Source organism: Gammaproteobacteria bacterium (genome assembly GCA_035546635.1).
In the GTDB taxonomy this organism is placed as follows: domain Bacteria; phylum Pseudomonadota; class Gammaproteobacteria; order JAURND01; family JAURND01; genus DASZWJ01.
Map to the genome: position 1 here is coordinate 5,001 of DASZWJ010000004.1, position 16,931 is coordinate 21,931.

The 16,931-nt window shown below is 41.9% G+C and carries 17 protein-coding genes; 11 read left to right on the forward strand and 6 right to left on the reverse strand.

All coding sequences use genetic code 11. From position 1 onward, the window contains the following. The first annotated feature begins 758 nt into the window (after positions 1 to 758). The gene (locus VHE99_00415; protein HVV67490.1) at positions 759 to 932 is read left to right on the forward strand and encodes a hypothetical protein; all 174 of its coding nucleotides are present in this window, start codon (positions 759 to 761) and stop codon (positions 930 to 932) included. 98 nt (positions 933 to 1,030) lie between these two features. Further along, positions 1,031 to 1,672, forward strand: coding sequence for a S24 family peptidase (locus tag VHE99_00420; GenBank protein ID HVV67491.1), 642 nt, complete (start codon positions 1,031 to 1,033; stop codon positions 1,670 to 1,672). 89 nt (positions 1,673 to 1,761) lie between these two features. Here VHE99_00420 and VHE99_00425 read toward each other — a convergent pair whose 3' ends face one another. From VHE99_00425 to VHE99_00435, 3 genes are read right to left on the reverse strand one after another with little or no spacing between them, the layout of a single operon-like run. Beyond that, complete coding sequence (locus VHE99_00425; GenBank protein HVV67492.1) at positions 1,762 to 2,889, reverse strand: AI-2E family transporter; 1,128 nt, start codon at positions 2,887 to 2,889, stop codon at positions 1,762 to 1,764. A gap of 10 nt (positions 2,890 to 2,899) precedes the next feature. Beyond that, positions 2,900 to 3,343 (reverse strand): HIT family protein, encoded by a 444-nt coding sequence (locus VHE99_00430; protein HVV67493.1) that lies wholly within the window; start codon positions 3,341 to 3,343, stop codon positions 2,900 to 2,902. Between the two features lie 28 nt (positions 3,344 to 3,371). Continuing rightward, complete coding sequence (locus VHE99_00435; protein ID HVV67494.1) at positions 3,372 to 4,463, reverse strand: threonine aldolase family protein; 1,092 nt, start codon at positions 4,461 to 4,463, stop codon at positions 3,372 to 3,374. Positions 4,464 to 4,755: 292 nt separating this feature from the next. Here VHE99_00435 and VHE99_00440 point away from each other — a divergent pair, with 292 nt between their 5' ends. Genes VHE99_00440 through VHE99_00455 form a run of 4 tightly spaced genes read left to right on the forward strand, consistent with a single transcriptional unit; the run spans position 4,756 to position 9,289 of the window. Then, positions 4,756 to 6,174 (forward strand): TolC family protein, encoded by a 1,419-nt coding sequence (locus VHE99_00440; GenBank protein HVV67495.1) that lies wholly within the window; start codon positions 4,756 to 4,758, stop codon positions 6,172 to 6,174. Between the two features lie 14 nt (positions 6,175 to 6,188). After that, complete coding sequence (locus tag VHE99_00445; protein ID HVV67496.1) at positions 6,189 to 7,397, forward strand: efflux RND transporter periplasmic adaptor subunit; 1,209 nt, start codon at positions 6,189 to 6,191, stop codon at positions 7,395 to 7,397. Next, positions 7,394 to 8,077, forward strand: coding sequence for an ABC transporter ATP-binding protein (locus VHE99_00450; GenBank protein ID HVV67497.1), 684 nt, complete (start codon positions 7,394 to 7,396; stop codon positions 8,075 to 8,077). Before VHE99_00445 ends, VHE99_00450 begins: the two co-directional genes overlap by 4 nt. Positions 8,078 to 8,089: 12 nt before the next feature. After that, entirely contained in the window at positions 8,090 to 9,289 is a 1,200-nt protein-coding gene (locus VHE99_00455; GenBank protein ID HVV67498.1) for an ABC transporter permease, read from the forward strand. Positions 9,290 to 9,335: 46 nt separating this feature from the next. Here VHE99_00455 and VHE99_00460 read toward each other — a convergent pair whose 3' ends face one another. Next, a complete protein-coding gene (locus tag VHE99_00460) occupies positions 9,336 to 9,557 on the reverse strand; it encodes a hypothetical protein (GenBank protein HVV67499.1) in 222 nt (73 codons plus the stop codon). Then, positions 9,558 to 9,833: a hypothetical protein gene (locus tag VHE99_00465; protein ID HVV67500.1), complete on the reverse strand. Its 276-nt coding sequence runs from the start codon at positions 9,831 to 9,833 to the stop codon at positions 9,558 to 9,560. 149 nt (positions 9,834 to 9,982) lie between these two features. Here VHE99_00465 and ppsA point away from each other — a divergent pair, with 149 nt between their 5' ends. From ppsA to VHE99_00490, 5 genes are read left to right on the forward strand one after another with little or no spacing between them, the layout of a single operon-like run. Beyond that, positions 9,983 to 12,358, forward strand: a complete 2,376-nt coding sequence (gene ppsA, locus VHE99_00470) for a phosphoenolpyruvate synthase (protein HVV67501.1) — start codon at positions 9,983 to 9,985, stop codon at positions 12,356 to 12,358. Between the two features lie 47 nt (positions 12,359 to 12,405). Further along, positions 12,406 to 14,826 (forward strand): ATP-binding protein, encoded by a 2,421-nt coding sequence (locus VHE99_00475; GenBank protein HVV67502.1) that lies wholly within the window; start codon positions 12,406 to 12,408, stop codon positions 14,824 to 14,826. 46 nt (positions 14,827 to 14,872) lie between these two features. Beyond that, entirely contained in the window at positions 14,873 to 15,205 is a 333-nt protein-coding gene (locus tag VHE99_00480) for a hypothetical protein (GenBank protein HVV67503.1), read from the forward strand. Between the two features lie 29 nt (positions 15,206 to 15,234). Further along, complete coding sequence (locus VHE99_00485; protein ID HVV67504.1) at positions 15,235 to 15,417, forward strand: zinc-binding dehydrogenase; 183 nt, start codon at positions 15,235 to 15,237, stop codon at positions 15,415 to 15,417. A gap of 40 nt (positions 15,418 to 15,457) precedes the next feature. Then, the gene (locus tag VHE99_00490) at positions 15,458 to 15,787 is read left to right on the forward strand and encodes a carboxymuconolactone decarboxylase family protein (protein ID HVV67505.1); all 330 of its coding nucleotides are present in this window, start codon (positions 15,458 to 15,460) and stop codon (positions 15,785 to 15,787) included. 157 nt (positions 15,788 to 15,944) lie between these two features. On the opposite strand, the gene VHE99_00495 is transcribed toward VHE99_00490, so the two are convergent. Beyond that, positions 15,945 to 16,907: a metal-dependent hydrolase gene (locus VHE99_00495; protein HVV67506.1), complete on the reverse strand. Its 963-nt coding sequence runs from the start codon at positions 16,905 to 16,907 to the stop codon at positions 15,945 to 15,947. Positions 16,908 to 16,931: the final 24 nt, after the last annotated feature.

Sequence of the window (16,931 nt, forward strand, 5' to 3'; positions counted from 1 at the left end):
CTCACATCGATTGTTTGTTTTAATCAACATATCGACATGAGTACCCACACAAATTGCTTTTTTGGCTGTATCTATTTTTAAAGAGCGTTTGCCAACCCTAAATTTGAGTTGGTTTTTCTTGCCTCGTTCATCACAAGGGAGGGTCATTTTAGCGAGTTACTGGAGAATGTCAACAAGTTTTTAAAATTTTTTTAACTTATTTTTTTCTGTCGTTTTGATTAAAAATCAGGGCCATTATTGCGGGCTAAATCTGGATCAAATCAAGTCGCTAACCTCAAGAGAGGGGGCAAGATACAGGTAATTTGAAAAGAAAACAAGCATAATTTAAAAAATATTTAATAACACAATTAAATCAAGTGGTTGCAGTTGTTTACCTTCAACTGTCCAGCATCTCTACCAAAACTGCTTTAAGTAAATTTTACGGATTCTTTCCTCTCCTTTCCGCCCTCATAATTAGATTCAAGGCTTTATGCTGACAAAGAAGTATTTTAACCCAAGGAGTACATTATGAGAGTTATTCTACTAAAATACCTAACTATGTTATTTAAAAAGCAGGATAAATTATCCCAACACACCCAAGCTATGGCATGAGTGTATCTCCTCAATACAGCATCATAGCTCAGGAATTTGACAAACATTCCAATGAAACTTGATTTAAAATACAGAAACAAGGTTCAGATAAAATCATTACCTTAACTGCGAAACACTTCGCCTTGGACAAAACACTACTGCAGCAGCTGACGCATGAGGATGCCTATATGATTGGTTTTACTTACGTCCAAAACCTTGTTGCAAGAGAAAAAGAATGTATGCTGACCCTCAAAGCTAAAGCTAGGAACAGAATAGAGTTTAATCCTATATATAAATCCTCTAGCCAAATCAAAGGCCCTTCTATAACCAAGGTTGTTGATCTTCATCGTTCTTTTAGCTAAATGCTAAACCAAATGTTTTGCATTTTTTATTTATTTATGGAAGAATGCCTCCCAAATTGTTCTCTATTAATTCCTAAAATAATATTATGATTGATGCAATGACAACTGCCACCACTTTACCTATTAGCGAAATCTTGACTCGCTTACTTTTCAAGCGTCGATTGCGCGCAACTGAGCTCGCACGGCAACTCAATCTGCCTCAACCTACCATCTCTCGCATCTTAACTGGAGCAACAGCAAATCCACACCGTTCTTCTTTAGAGCCCATTGCTGACTTCTTTAATATCAGCGTCCAACAGCTTAAAGGCTTGGAACCTATCCCCTGGCTAGAACCTAATAATCCACAGGCTACAGGTTGGACAGAAATTCCAATATATGATTGGCAAGAAGCTGCATCGGCAGAACACCCCGAAGAAGCAGAGAAAAAATTATTTACAGATGCTGCTATCAGCGAACAAGGCTTTGCTCTTATCATGAAAGATGCCTCCATGGAGCCACAATTTCCTAAAAATACGCTACTCATTGTTGACCCAGCACGAACACCTAAAGATCGAAGTTTTGTAGTCGTCAAATTGGAAAACTATCCTGAAGTGGTTTTTCGACAACTTATTCTTGATGGGCCAGATCATTATCTGAAGCCTACCAGCCCTGATTTTGAACGTTTTAAAATGACATTGATGGGGTCAAAGGACAAAATTATTGGCGTTTTAGTTCAAACTCGAAAAAACTATGAAGAATGAGAAATAGATTATAAAAATGTTTCTTCCACAGTAACAGGATTTGCTTTTTTAGACTTTTCTTTATAGTTACTCATTAATTGATGACTACCTTAAGAAATATTTTCCGTCCCCAAAAGTTCACCATAGAGATTCAATGGTTTCACGTTGTCACAGATGATTTTAAAAATAGAAATGAGGGGGATAGCGATTAAGGCGCCTACAACCCCCCAAATCCAGCCAAAAACAATAACTCCCAATAAAATAATCAAAGGATGAAGAATTAAGCCGCGATTTAAAACGATAGGAAGAACAAAATTACCTTCAATTGAACAAATCGCAAAGAAAACTACTGGCACTAATAAAATATGACTAAAACTATCAAAAATTAACAATGATGAAAAGGTTACCGCTGTAGTTCCAATCAAAACACCAATATAGGGAATAAATTCCAAAAACCCCGCCAATATACCCCATACCAAAGGATGTGGCATTTGCAATAAAAACATAGCTAACGCAATGACAATAGCTAAACCAATACTAGTAATTATCTTAATGAAAAGAAAATAAGAAATTTTTTGTTCTATTTGTCTGATAATAATGACAGCCTCTTTTTTCTCTGAATAATATGGCAATAATCTAATTAACTTATATAAGATAAAATCGTGAGAAGCTAATAAAAAATAAAGAAAAATTACGACCATTCCCAGCTCAATAAAAAATTCCCAGGTATTGGTAAAAATAATATTAAACCATCCCGGTTTAATATTTACTATGGGCACGTTTTTTTCCGCTGCGATATGAGTCGTTTTCTCTATCTGTTCCTGAATTTTAAATAATCGCTGCATCGATTGACTAATAGGCAAGGTTAATTGATTGATTTTTTGCGTAGCTTGGGAAAAATTTGCAGGCGCATCGGTTAACCATTCGGAAACCGGCGCAGACAAACGATAGAAGCCCAAAAATATTACAAAAAATACGACTAGAATAATGAGAAGGGCTGCTAATAAGCGTGGAATATGTATTCTAATTAACACCCGCATGACAGGGGCAAAAAGAAAGTTTAATAAAACCGCGATGACAATCGGTAGTAACAGCGCTTTAGCAAAATATAAAGTATAAATTATTGCTAATATCAACAGCGAAGTGGTAGCAAAGGCTATTTTAGAGGTTTGTTTTTGAGCAATTTCTGCGTTTCCATCATTTGTTTCAATTCTATCCCGTCCATTGGATTCATCCATCATCATATCCTTAAGAATGTGAATTGACGTTTATTGCCTGACGAATAAGCGCTATACGTTCCTGGTTATCCTTAGCATTCAAGTGCAAAGGCTCATGTGATACAGAAAATACTGACTCTCGCGGCGCAGGATCTTGCGCTAATCTTGGAATGACGTGCCAATGGATATGCGGCAAGAGATTACCCAACAGCGCATAATTTACTTTAAGCGCTGAAAAAACTTGGGTCAATGCTTGAGCAACCCTGCTGACTTCATCCATAAGCTGATTTCGCTCTGCATGGGTTAATTGAAATAATTCAGTCGCGTGGCGCTTAAAAACCAGTACCGTCCAACCCGGAAAAAACTGATCTTTATGCAGATAGACGCTACTTTCAGTCAGTGTGACAATCTGATAGCTCACATCAGGCCACAGACCAGAACAAGCATCGCATTTAACTGATTCAACATCCATCATTTGTATTTACCAAACGCTTCTTTGCCAACTAATTATTATTTCCTGAAATAGCCGTACTCGCCTTGCAGCCAGCGATACCTGCATCGGTACCTATCTCGGCAATTAAAGCCGCCACTTTTTCCAAATCACTTCTAGTAATATCCAAGTGTGTGACGGCTCTGAATTTTCTAGGGCCAACCTGCGATAATCTAAATCCTTTCTGCAAACAGCACTCATTAAATTCAGCGGGAGTCATTGCATTGGAAATCCACTCAAAGAAAACCATATTGGTCGCTGGCGGGTAATTTAAGAGACGCAGCTGTGGTACCTCTTGAAGTCTATCTGCTAAAAACTCTGCATTCCGGTGGTCTTCCGCCAGACGAGTTATGTGATGATTTAAGGCATAAATACCTGCAGCAGCCATCATGCCACTCTGCCGCATGGCACCCCCCATCAACTGCTTAAGTCTGCGAACTTTATCATAATAAACTTTATCGAAAGCTAAAACCGCCCCTAGTGGACAACCTAATCCTTTAGATAGACAAATAGTCACCATATCAAAACCAGCCGCTATTTCGGAAGGAGTCAAACCCGTTTTCACACTCGCATTAAAAAATCGTGCACCGTCCATATGTTTTTTCAAGCCCAACTCATCCGCAACATTAACAATTTGCCGCAATTCTTCTTGCTCCCAGGGAATGCCACCGCCCATATTAGTTGTGTTCTCAACACTAACTAACTTAGTCGTTGAAAAATGCGGCCCCTTAATCCACTGATAACGCTGCCTGACTTCTTCTGCAGAAAATATACCTGTCAAAGTGGGAACTGGTTTGCACATCACACCACCATATATGGCAGGACCTCCAGCTTCTGCAAAAAACAAATGGCAGTTTTCTGCAGCTATCAATTCATCCCCAGCATCACATAAACTGCGGATCGCGATTTCATTAGCCATCGTCGCAGAGGGTAGAAATATCGCTGCTGAAAACCCAAGTAAGCCAGCCATCATTTCTTCCAGCTGACGAGTAGTGGGATCTTCTGCTCTTTGCTCATCACCCACTTCAGCCATGACAATGGCCTTACGCATTTCAATAGTGGGTTTGGTCACCGTATCGCTATATAAATCAATGCCTTTAAACATCGTTTTCTCCAATTATAAGCCGTCTCATTTTTCCTTCCCCCCTTGTGGGAGAAGGTGCCCGAAGGGCGGATGAGGGGTAAGCTTATAGTAGCATTTGTTAGTTAAAGCCAACCCAAACTTACCCCTCATCCGCCCTTCGGGCACCTTCTCCCACAAGGGGGGAAGGAAAAATGAGATGGCCTATAAACTTGGCGCCATAAAAAATTTTTGATACACTTCAAAGAGTTACTTCACTTCCGATCTCCAAACCTTGCCCATGTCGCGTAAATTCTTATTATTAAGCTACCTTATCGTGAGCACCCTCCCTTTCTCAAGCGTTTATGCACAAACCTTAACACCTGCGCCACCACCGCCAGCTGCCATCCTTTACAAACCCCAACCAGCAGACGCTAACGCCATCTTAACCCTACGTGATGCAATACTACTGGCCATGCGCTTCAACCCCAATGTTAAAAATGCAGAATTACAACGTGTAGTCGATAAATTTTCCCTGGCCGTCGCTCGTGACCAATTTGCACCGCAAGTCAGCCTCACCGGACAGGCATTATTTCAAAATGGCGCCGCACCCAGCTACAGCGGTTTTCCAACGGTCAATTACCTAACTCCTTATGGCACACAAATCAAAACCGGACTAACCCAAGTTATTGACTCAGACAACGCTGCCGCCTTTACTACCGATGCAACCGTCAGCATCACGCAACCCTTATTACGCGGATTTGGCAAAAGGGTTACCCAAGCTAATCTTTATTCCGCCCAAGACACAGAAAAAATCAATCAGCTAAATTTTAAAAACAGCGTTATGACCCAAGTTGTGGGTGTAATTAACGCTTATTACCAATTAGTACAAGCTTACAATAGCTTGGAAGTGAATAATTTATCATTACGTGATGAAGAAAATACCTTAAACCAAACTCAAGCGAAAATTAAAGTCGGTAAAGCCGCCCCAACTGAGCAAATCCAACAGCAGTTAAACATTGCCAATAGCCAGCTTAACATTAGCCAAAATCAAAATGCGGTACTGCAAAGTTATCAAAACTTACTCAGTTTGCTGGGACTTGACCCCAATGCACACATCAATATCGATAAAAAAATAAATTACCCCAATAAGGCCTTACCCAGCTTAAATGAATGCATAGACACAGCCCTTGCACATAATATCAGCTATCAATCTGCCTTATTTGCCTACAAAATAACTGAACGCGGGGTCATTGTCGCGCAAGATCAACAAAAATGGCAACTCAATGCCACCGGTACCCTCATGCAACCCATCACCCCCACAGGCGGATCCACGGGTATCAGCAGCAAAAGCCTCACTTTAGATCTCGATATCCCTATTCACGACGTTGCCCGACAACAACAGTTAGTCAGTGCCAAAGTCGCACTATCCCAGGCCAAAGTCAATCTGACCCAACAAAAGTATGCCTTAATCACCAATGTCACCAACGCTTATCACACCGTTCAATATAATCAACGCCAAGTACAATTATCAGAAAATACCGTCAAGCTAGCGCAACAAAGTCTAAACATTGCCAAAATAAAATTCAATTATGGTAAGACGACGTCTTTTGAATTAACCTCTCTACAAAGTGCATTAACAAATGCACAAATAGGCTTTATTGGCCAAAGGATACAATATATTAATGCTGTAGAAGCTTTGTTCCAGATTTTAGGGACGACGCTACAGAGATGGGATATTAATTTAACTTACTAAATTTGCAGATGAACATGATATTTAATCCCAAACCTCTTTTAAAACCCATTTTGCTGGCATTACTTATTAGCATTGTTTTGTGTAATGCCGGCTGCGAAAAACAACAAAGCAATTCCACTGCAACGACAACCCAGTCGCAAATAATCACAGCCACTTTGCAATCAAATTCTTTACATCTGTTCTACAGCGGCACCCTACAACCCCTAAAAATATACAATGTAACAAGCCCAGTCGATGGCGTAGTCGATGAACTCTATTTCAATTATGGCGATCGTGTAACCAGCGGTCAGCTACTCATGAAAATCACTTCGACAAAATCACAACAGGATTATGCCACAGCCCTCACCAATTACATCAAAGACAAAGACCAATATCTGCAAAATAAAACCAATTTTGAAGGCACCACTGCACTATTTAAAGCGGGAATCGTTGATCGCGAAGATTATTTAAGCCAAAAAAGCCAATTAGGCGCCAGCGAACTCGCTTACATAAATTCTAACAATGCACTCAAAGCCATCGTTAGCAAAATTCCCGGAGCACCACGCAATATAGAAAACCTCACTTTGCACGACATTGCCGCCATAGAAAAAATGCTGCAAACCCAGTATGACAAATTTACTATTCAAGCACCCACTACGGGCATCGTGTTAACTGCCGATAGGAATGCCGGTAGCAATACTGGAGATGGCAATAAAACCTTAGCCGTAGGCAGTGAAATCAAACAAAACCAGACCGCGGTCAGCATTGGCGATATGTCAGGAATCAGCGTCACCATCAACGTTAGTGAAATTGATATCAATCATATCGCTCTCGACCAAACCGCCGTTTTGACCAGCCCAGCCTTACCGGGGATGCTGCTTTATGGCAAAGTCATCGCTATCGGCAAACAAGCAAAAACCCCCGAAGGTGGCGGCATCGCCAATTTTCCAGTCATCATTAATGTACCTGAAATCACACCATTACAACGCGAGCTCGTTAAAGTCGGCATGAGTATTAAAGTGGATCTCACCATTAACAATCCAGCGCAGATCAAAATACCCATCAAAGCAGTTTTTTTCTTACAAGGCGTACCTACTGTGACCATCATTGACCCTAAAAGCGGCAAACCACGCAATGTCACCGTAATAACCGGTACCACCGACATTGACAATGTCACCATATTACAAGGTTTATCCGTAGGTGATAAAATCATTATTAGTGGCGACAAGCAGGCCCCCCCTTGATTAAACTTTCTCATATCAACAAAACCTATACCACCGGCCACCACACCATTTATGCTTTGCACGATCTAAATCTGAGCATAGCCGATGGCGAACTAGTGGCGCTCATCGGCGCATCAGGCTCAGGCAAAACCACCACGATGAACATCATCGGCTTACTCGATAAACCTTCGAGCGGCCATTATTACTTAAATGGCACTGAAGTTTCCAATTTGAGCGGCAATGCTGCCTCTTTATTTCGCAACCAAACCATTGGTTTTATATTTCAACAGTTTTTTTTATTGCCACGCTTCAATGCATTACAAAATGTGGCACTACCACTCACTTATCGCAATATGCCGCCGCCACAAATTGAAAAATTGGCCATGGCAAGTTTGGAAAAAACTGGATTAGGTGATCTTTATGACCACCGTCCTAATCAATTATCTGGGGGTCAACAGCAACGTGTGGCTATTGCACGCGCTTTAGTTGGACAACCCAAAATTATTTTGGCGGATGAACCCACAGGTTCTTTAGATTCAAAAACTGGACAAGCGATTATGAATTTATTGTTAGAGATTAATCAGCGGGATAAAACTACCATTATCATAGTGACGCATGATTTTCATATTGCTGAGCAGTGCAACCGCATCGTGCAAATTGCAGATGGTAAAATAGTTGGCGAAACTTTAAAAAAATTGTAGGAAATTCTATCAGTGCCAAAACTACTAAAGCGGCATTTATTCGAATCCGTGCAAAATTTATGGTTATACAAACTGCGTTCACTACTGACCATACTGGGTGTACTAGTGGGTACTGCCTCCGTAGTGGCACTGGTTAGCAGTGGGCAATTAGCTACCCGACATGCCTTAGATCAATTTAAAAATCTGGGCACTGATTTATTCGCTGTCACCTTAGAAAATCAACCAGGCGATACCACAACTGAACAAGCCCCCAAACTCGACTTAAATGACGTTGAAAAAATTGCACACAGCATTCCCGAAATTGTCAGCTCTGCCCCCTACACCTCTGATTACTCACAAGTTTCCTATGGCGGCAAACCCATAAGCGGGAACATTATTGGTGCCACTGAAACCCTTGCAGTCATTATTAAAATCGAAACCGACAGCGGCCGGCAAATCAGCACATTAGACAAGCAGCAATATTTCTGTATGGTCGGCAGTGATATCGCACAAGATATGAAAAACAGCGGCTCATTAAACCCCATTGGTGAACAAATCCGCGTGGGTGACCGTTTTTTTACCATTGTTGGCGTAGCTAAACCCTGGCCAGAAAATATGTTTATGTATGCCAATATCAATCGCGCCGTCATCATACCCATAGAAACTTCCTTTAACTTAAGCAAATATGTCCGCATTCAAAATATTCTGTTTAAACTCAAACCCGATTCAGATGTCAATAGCATCCAGCCTAAAATCGAACAAGCAATCAACCAAATTCTCCCAAATATAAAATTATTTTCACGCAGCGCAAAAGAATTAATTGGCAGCATGCAAAAACAACGGCAGACCTTCACTTTAATGCTCGGGTCAATCGGCGGTATCTCATTGCTAGTTGGTGGAATTGGTGTAATGAATATTATGCTGGTTTCTGTGATGGAACGACGCCGCGAAATTGGCATTCGTCTGGCTATCGGAGCCCAAAAACACGACATTCAAGCGATGTTTTTAACTGACGCCGTGGTATTGACTTTATTTGGTGGTTTACTGGGGGTGATCGTAGGTGAACTCGTTTCGCTCATCATCGCGATAGTGAGTCATTGGCGTTTTAGCTTGTTCGCTACACCATTGATTATTGGTTTTACGGTTTCAGTTTTGGTGGGCATATTTTTCGGTTATTACCCAGCTTACAAAGCTTCGCAATTGGATCCTATTCAAACATTACGTTCTGAATAAAAATAAACTGTCACCCTAAGTGTAAGCGAAGGATGACAACCCTTACTCAGGATGACAGATCCTCTTCTAAAACCGAAGTGAGTAATATCTGTTTGCTTTTAGAGACATGCACTAATAATTCTAACATTGTCTCCAATTTAATAACTCGCTCCGTGAGTCCTTCAATTCGACTTTGCTGGTCTTTAACTGCATTGGCCAAAGAAACAACCCTATCGTTCATCTTAATCACTGTGGTGAGTGCATCCCACATTTTTTCCGTTACACCCATTTAATGGCTCCTTTCCTGCAAATTCTTGATGCGTTGATCGGATTGCATAATAAAGGCCAATGCCTGATCTAAAGCCTGCCCAGCTTCACGAGTTGAGCGTTCAATCTGCTGTAGTAACAATTCAATATCTTCTTTTTCATTATGAGGCACAAACTGCTGTGCTGCCTGCCGCATTAACTCACTGGTATTTAACCCAACCCGCTTAGCAACTGCGGCAATTTCTTTCTTCTGTTTGGGGGTAACCTGCACGACTATACGTTGAGACGCAATGGTCATAAAGCCTCCTATCATGTACATGTGTGTGACATGTACATCGTAGATCATAAACTTTAATTGTCAAGACTATTAACTTAAACTTCGCATCCTGGCTGGGAATGCGTATAATTTCCGTATTAGGATAACCCGCTATTTAGGGACAAGTCATCATGCAATATGTCATCAACTTTACCCAAATTTCAGCCGCAGATATCAAAAAAGTCGGTGGTAAAAACGCTAACCTGGGAGAAATGATCGGCCAACTGACTGACAAAGGAGTCAATATACCCGACGGTTTTGCTACTACCACCGCAGCTTGGCATGACTTCCTCGCGCAAAAAAAACTAAATCAGAAAATCACTCAACTATTAGCCAAACTAGATATCCAGAATATCAGCGCTCTAAATAAAACCAGCGCCCACATCCGCCGCTTAATCACAACCACCCCTTTCAGCCCACCCTTCATCAAGGCCATCTCGGAAGCTTATGCCGCTTTACCGCATAAAACTGTGGCTATACGCTCCTCAGCCACGGCTGAAGATCTAGCCAAAGCCTCATTTGCCGGACAACAGGAAACTTTCCTACATATCAAAGGCATCACGAATGTATTACATGCCATTAAGCTAGTTTTCGCCTCTTTATTTACCAGCCGCGCCATTGCCTACCGCGAACATGCGGGTTTTGACCATACCGAGATAGCGCTATCCGCTGGCATTCAATCCATGGTGCGCAGCGATAAGGCGGTCAGCGGTGTGATGTTTACCCTGGATACCGAATCGGGCTTTGACCAAGTCATATTCATTACTGCTGCTTATGGATTGGGAGAAACGATCGTTCAGGGCGCAGTCAATCCTGATGAGTTTTATGTACACAAACCTAGCTTAGCTTCCGGAAAATACGCCATTTTACGCCGCAATCTTGGCGAAAAAGCTATCAAAATGGTATACACCGCCAGCAAAACCTCCAATAATTCTACAAAAATTATTTCTGTGCCACCTGCGCAACGCCAACGCTTTTGCCTAACGACTGAGGATATTCACGAACTGGCACGGCAAGCACAAATAATAGAAACCCATTATGGCAAACCCATGGATATTGAATGGGCTAAAGATGGTATCGATGGCAGGTTATATATTGTGCAAGCCCGACCCGAAACGGTAAAAAGTCAGCAGAAACCGCAACAAACCCTACAACGTTTCCATCTGACACAAAAAGGTGAACTCATCGTTTCAGGGCGCAGCGTGGGTCAAAGTATTGCACAAGGTACAGCCCGAATTATTTTAAACCCTAAACATATAAAAGCGCTCAAAGCAAATGAAATCCTAGTCACTGACATGACTGACCCCGATTGGGAACCGGTGATGAAAAATGCCGCCGCCATCATCACCAATCGCGGTGGACGCACCTGCCACGCCGCCATTGTAGCCCGAGAACTCGGCATTCCCGCCATCGTTGGCTGTGGCAATGCCACTTCCAAAATCAAGCCTGGCCAAACGATCACCATTTCTTGCGCCGAAGGCGAAAATGGCTACGTATATAAAGGGAAACTCCCTTTCCATATAGAGAAAATCAATATCGCCTCACTACCGAAACTGCCCATCAAACTTTGTCTCATTTTAGGCAATCCCGGAAAAGCCTTCACCTATCAGTTTTTACCTAATGATGGCGTGGGACTTGCACGCCTAGAATTTATTATTGGCAATACCATAGGCATACATCCCAACGCATTACTCAACCTACAAAAATTACCCAGCAAATTAAAACGTGAAATCCAACAAAAAACTGCAGCCTATGAAAGTCCTATAGAGTTTTATATTGAACGCCTACGCGAAGGCATAGCCACCATCGCCGCCGCCTTTGCTCCGCGCGAAGTAATCTTTCGCTTTTCTGATTTTAAATCTAACGAATACGCTAATCTTTTAGGCGGGGATTTATTTGAGCCTAAAGAAGAAAATCCCATGTTGGGATTACGCGGCGCTGCCCGCTATGTTGACAGTACATTTGAAAAAAGTTTTGCCCTAGAATGTCAAGCCTTCTTACGGGTACGAGAACAAATGGGTTTAACCAATACTCAGCTGATGGTGCCCTTTGTACGCACCGTGGCAGAACTGCAACGCGTCATTGCACAAATAGAGCACTATGGTTTAAAACGCGGCACCAACGGCTTAAAAATTTATATGATGTGTGAAATTCCTGCCAACGCTTTATTGGCTGAAGAATTTTTAAAATATGTCGATGGTTTTTCCATCGGTTCCAATGATCTTACCCAGTTAACGTTAGGGCTAGATCGCGACTCAGGTCTGGTCGCTGCTTTATTCGATGAGCGCAACGCTGCGATAAAACTATTACTAGAACATGCGATCAAAGCCTGCCGCAAAGCAGGTAAATACATTGGCATTTGCGGCCAGGGACCATCAGATCACCCAGATTTTGCCAAATGGCTGATGGATATGGGCATTCAAAGTATTTCTCTCAATCCAGATTCTATTGTTACTACCTGGCTAGCATTGAGCAAACACAAGAATGACCAAAAATTGAAAGTGTGAATTCGAATGTCTAACGCATTTTTTTCTAAACTAACAACGAGTACCCCATGAAAAAAATATCTTCTCTAGCCCATACACAACTCGCCCAAAAAATGGATCCCGACAGTCTTGACTTTGAAACCACGAAAGACATCCAGGGCTTAACTGAATTTGTTGGCCAGTCACGTGCATTTAAAGCGATCGAGTTAGGCATAGGTTTAAATAGCAAAGGCTATAACCTTTATGCCATGGGTCCTTCCGGTGTCGGTAAACTATCGATGGTACGCACCATACTAGAAACCAAGGCAAAAGAACAACCCGCGCCCTTCGATTATTGCTATATTTACAACTTCGATGACCCACAAAAACCGATTGCCCTACAACTACCTGCCGGTAAAGGCTGCGAACTACGCGACGATATGCAAGCCCTGATTGAAGATCTCAGCATTTCCATTCCCGTTATTTTTGAAAGTGATGAATACCGCACTAGAATGCAAAAAATAAGTGATGAAACCACAAAAGAACAACAAAATATGCTGACGCATATCAGTGATGAAGCCAAAAAATCTGAACTCTCCATACTCTCTTCCGCTGAAGGTTTTACGATTCTGCCAGTGAATAAAAAAGGTGAATCCTTAACCACAGAACAATTCACTCGACTGCCGAAAAAAGAACGCGACGAAAAAGAAGCTTTGATTACGCAATTTAGCCAACGTCTGGCAAATTTATTAAAGCAGATTCCCTTCCTACATAAAGAACGTCGCCGCAAAGAAAAAGAAGCCAAACGTGAATTTACTTTAATGGCCGTCGATCATTTTATTGAAGAAATTAAAAAAAAATATGCACAATTCCCGCTGGTGATAAACTATTTGAGTGCAGTAGAACGTGATGTCATTCTCAATGTAAAAGATTTTCTGAAGCGCGATGAAAGTCCACCACTACCGTTATCCGCCGATTCTAAAACTGAATTTTCCCGCTATCTGGTCAATGTCGTCATAGACAACTGTGAGAGATCAGCGGCACCGGTTATTTACGAGGAAAACCCATCCTATCTCAACATCACCGGCCGCATGGAACATATTGCACAATTTGGTACTTTGATTACTGATTTCTCCTTGATAAGACCAGGTGCACTGCATAAAGCCAATGGCGGTTATTTGATTATTGATGCACTCAAATTGTTACACGAGCCTTTTGCTTGGGAAGGATTGAAACGCGCGCTTTATGCCTCACAAATAAAAATCGAACTGCCGGAACATATACAAGGATTACTGAGTACAGCTTCATTAGACCCAACTCCCATCCCACTTGCGCTCAAAGTTGTCTTATTAGGCGATCGAACAACTTATTACTTACTGTGCCAATTTGATCCAGACTTTGATGAGTTATTTAAAGTCGCTGCAGATTTTGAAGAAGACATAGAGCGTAATTCCGAGACGCAAAAACAATATGCGCAGTTAATTGCCAATTTAGCACATAAAGCACAAACACTGCCGCTACATCGCAGCGCCGTAGCCGCTATCCTCGATCATAGTACGCGTCTGGCACAAGATCAGCAAAAATTATCTACGCACTTACGCGCCATTAAAGATTTAATCATTGAGGCAAATTATTTTGCCACACAGCATACCGGCCAAGTAGTCCATTTAGAGGACGTACAGGCTGCCATTGCCGCCGCAATTGCTCGTCAAGACCGGGTACGCCAGAATTTTTATGAAAGCATTCAACGTAATTTTGTTTTAATCCAAACCACAGGAGAAACCATTGGACAAATCAATGGGTTAACCGTGATTGAACTGGGGCATTTTAGTTTTGGCCATCCCACCCGAATTACCGCTATTGTGCATCCAGGATCAGGGCATATCATTGATATTGAGCGTGAGGTTGAATTAAGCGGCCCCATCCATGCCAAAGGCGTCTTAATTCTCACTGGATTTTTAGTAGGACGTTATGTGACTGATGCTTCTTTTTCACTTTCCGCAAGTTTAGTGTTTGAACAAACCTATGGGACAGTCGAAGGCGACAGTGCATCAGCAGCAGAATTATATTGTTTACTTTCTGCCATAGCGCAAATTCCTTTGAAACAAAATCTGGCCATCACCGGCTCTATCAACCAATATGGAGATATTCAAGCCATCGGCAGTGTCAATGAAAAGATCGAGGGGTTTTTTGATATTTGTCATATGCGCGGCTTAACCGGAGATCAAGGCGTTATCATCCCTGCGATTAACATGCAAAATCTCATGCTGAAAGATGAAGTCATTGCTGCAGTTAAGGCGAAAAAATTTCACATTTATCCCGTGACAACTATTGATGACGCACTGATATTGCTAACCGATATACCTGCCGGAGAGCGTGGAAAAAATGGTAAATTTCCACGTGGCACTGTGAATTATTTGGTAGAAAAAAACCTGGAGAAATTCGCAAAAAAAATGCAGCATCCACCGAAAAAAAGACACAATCAGAAGAAGCGCAGCCCTTCTCTTTGATAACAATGCTTAAGTATTGTGCATATGGTATGCGACTCCCCATTTAATGTCTATCAAGAAACCAGGTGAAGGTTTTAGAGGCGAAAAAGGCCATATTGGCTATTTATTAAGGCAGGCCAGCCATGCATTTCGCCTGAAGATTGATGATACATTGCGTCGTTATGGCGTTACCCATCCACAATTTGCCGTACTCAGTGTGTTAAAATTTGACCCTGGATTACATGCAGCCGACATAGCGCGCATCTGTATGTTGTCGCGCCAGGCTGTTAAATTCGCGCTTGGCTTGTTAGATGCGCGGCTACGTTTACGACTTAAAATGCGCAAAATCATTCAGCTAGGTAACAACATCATAATAAATTTTAATTCTTTTCCTGTTTAGAGGGGCGACATTTCATCTGGTCAATGTCTATGAGCTTCGAGATGAGGCCAGATCACAGGCTATTCGGGCGGGATATAACTTCTCTTTTGGAATCCAATGAATTAAAACACTTGATCGCCGCGCGTTTTGACCTGAAAGACATTGTCGCTGCTCACCAATTAATGGAGAGTGGTGCCGCCATTGGTAATGTTGTTATCAATGTTATTCAATAATAAAATAATGATTCTTAAAATTTCTACAAAGGAAATATGCATGAAAGACAACAAAAGTATTGGTAAACGCAGCATAGGCGATATAGCACCTAAGCTGGCAGAACTGACTGACGATATCATATTCGGCGATATTTGGGAGCGCAAAGGCTTATCCAAACGTGATCGCAGTCTGATTACAGTTGCAACTCTGGTCGCATTGAATCGCAGTGAACAGCTGCCATTTCATCTTAATTTCGCCTTGGAAAATGGCATTAGTCAGGAAGAGCTGGTCGAGCTTATCACCCATCTAGCATTTTATTCTGGCTGGCCTACAGCAATATCAGCCATAAATGCATTGAAAACATTGCTGGCTGCTAAAACTAATAAATAGAACTCTCGCTGCGGTAGGGATGGAAGTCACGGCAGCAAGGCGTAGCTGTTCCTCAGAATCATCGAATCGGATATGAACCAATCTCTAGCCATTTTTTCGTAGTCAAAGTCAGGTTTCGGGAATGACAGCGTTTTGCCTACTAAAATGTATAAAGTCATTAACTTCCCTCAAACAGGCTATGCCAATAAACATGCTTGCGTCGTGGATTATTTAACGGAAATTCAATCGCCCATAAGGTCTTAAGCGGTGTTAATGTTTTGACATAACGCAAATCACCCACGACCAGCGGCCGCTGTGATAATGCCGTCATATAGCCATCTGTAAACCAAGCATACACCGTAAAATCATGGAACAATGTTTCATTACGCACCAAGGTCGCAGACATGCATTGCTCACAGAATAGAGATACTGAAATACCGGAGATTGCGTAGGCAGAGCTAAACAATGGCGTTGCGATTTCATCTAAATAAACGCGGTTGCCACTGATATACACTGAATGATATCCAAATACATGGCCTAGCTTGGGCATCGCTCGACCTTTAGTGATTACTTGATTGCGTTCTTCGGCCAGCTGTTGTTGCACCGTCAATGCGCGGTTATGTTGGAAACCTGCAAAACCTAAATAGAGAAGACAACAACCGATTGCAATCAACGCCGGCCAACGACTTTGCCATTGATACGCCACAATAACTCCAATTATTAAGATCAAGGTAAATAGTGGATCAACAATAGCGATCAAATCCCAGGCGATACGCCTATCGCTAAATGGCCACAACAACATAGTGCCGTAACTAGTCGCCGTATCCAAAAGCCCATGTGTCGCATAAGCTACAATGGTCGCCAAAAAAACATAACGCCATTTTTGCCGTAAATTTTTAAATAATATTAAGCTGATTAATCCAGCAATTAAGCCACCTAAAATAATAAAAGCCAGTGCGTGCGTAAAATTGCGGTGGTAAATAAGGAATAAAGTCGGATCTTGGCTGCTATGTATTAAAATATCCAGATCAGGCAAAGTTCCAGCAATAGCGCCAACCCAAACGGATTTTTTTCCTAAGGCTTTGCCTGTAGCAGACTGTGCTGCTGCTGCACCAAGGAAGGCATGTGTCAAAACGTCCATAAAGTACTATCCAGAACAGCTTCC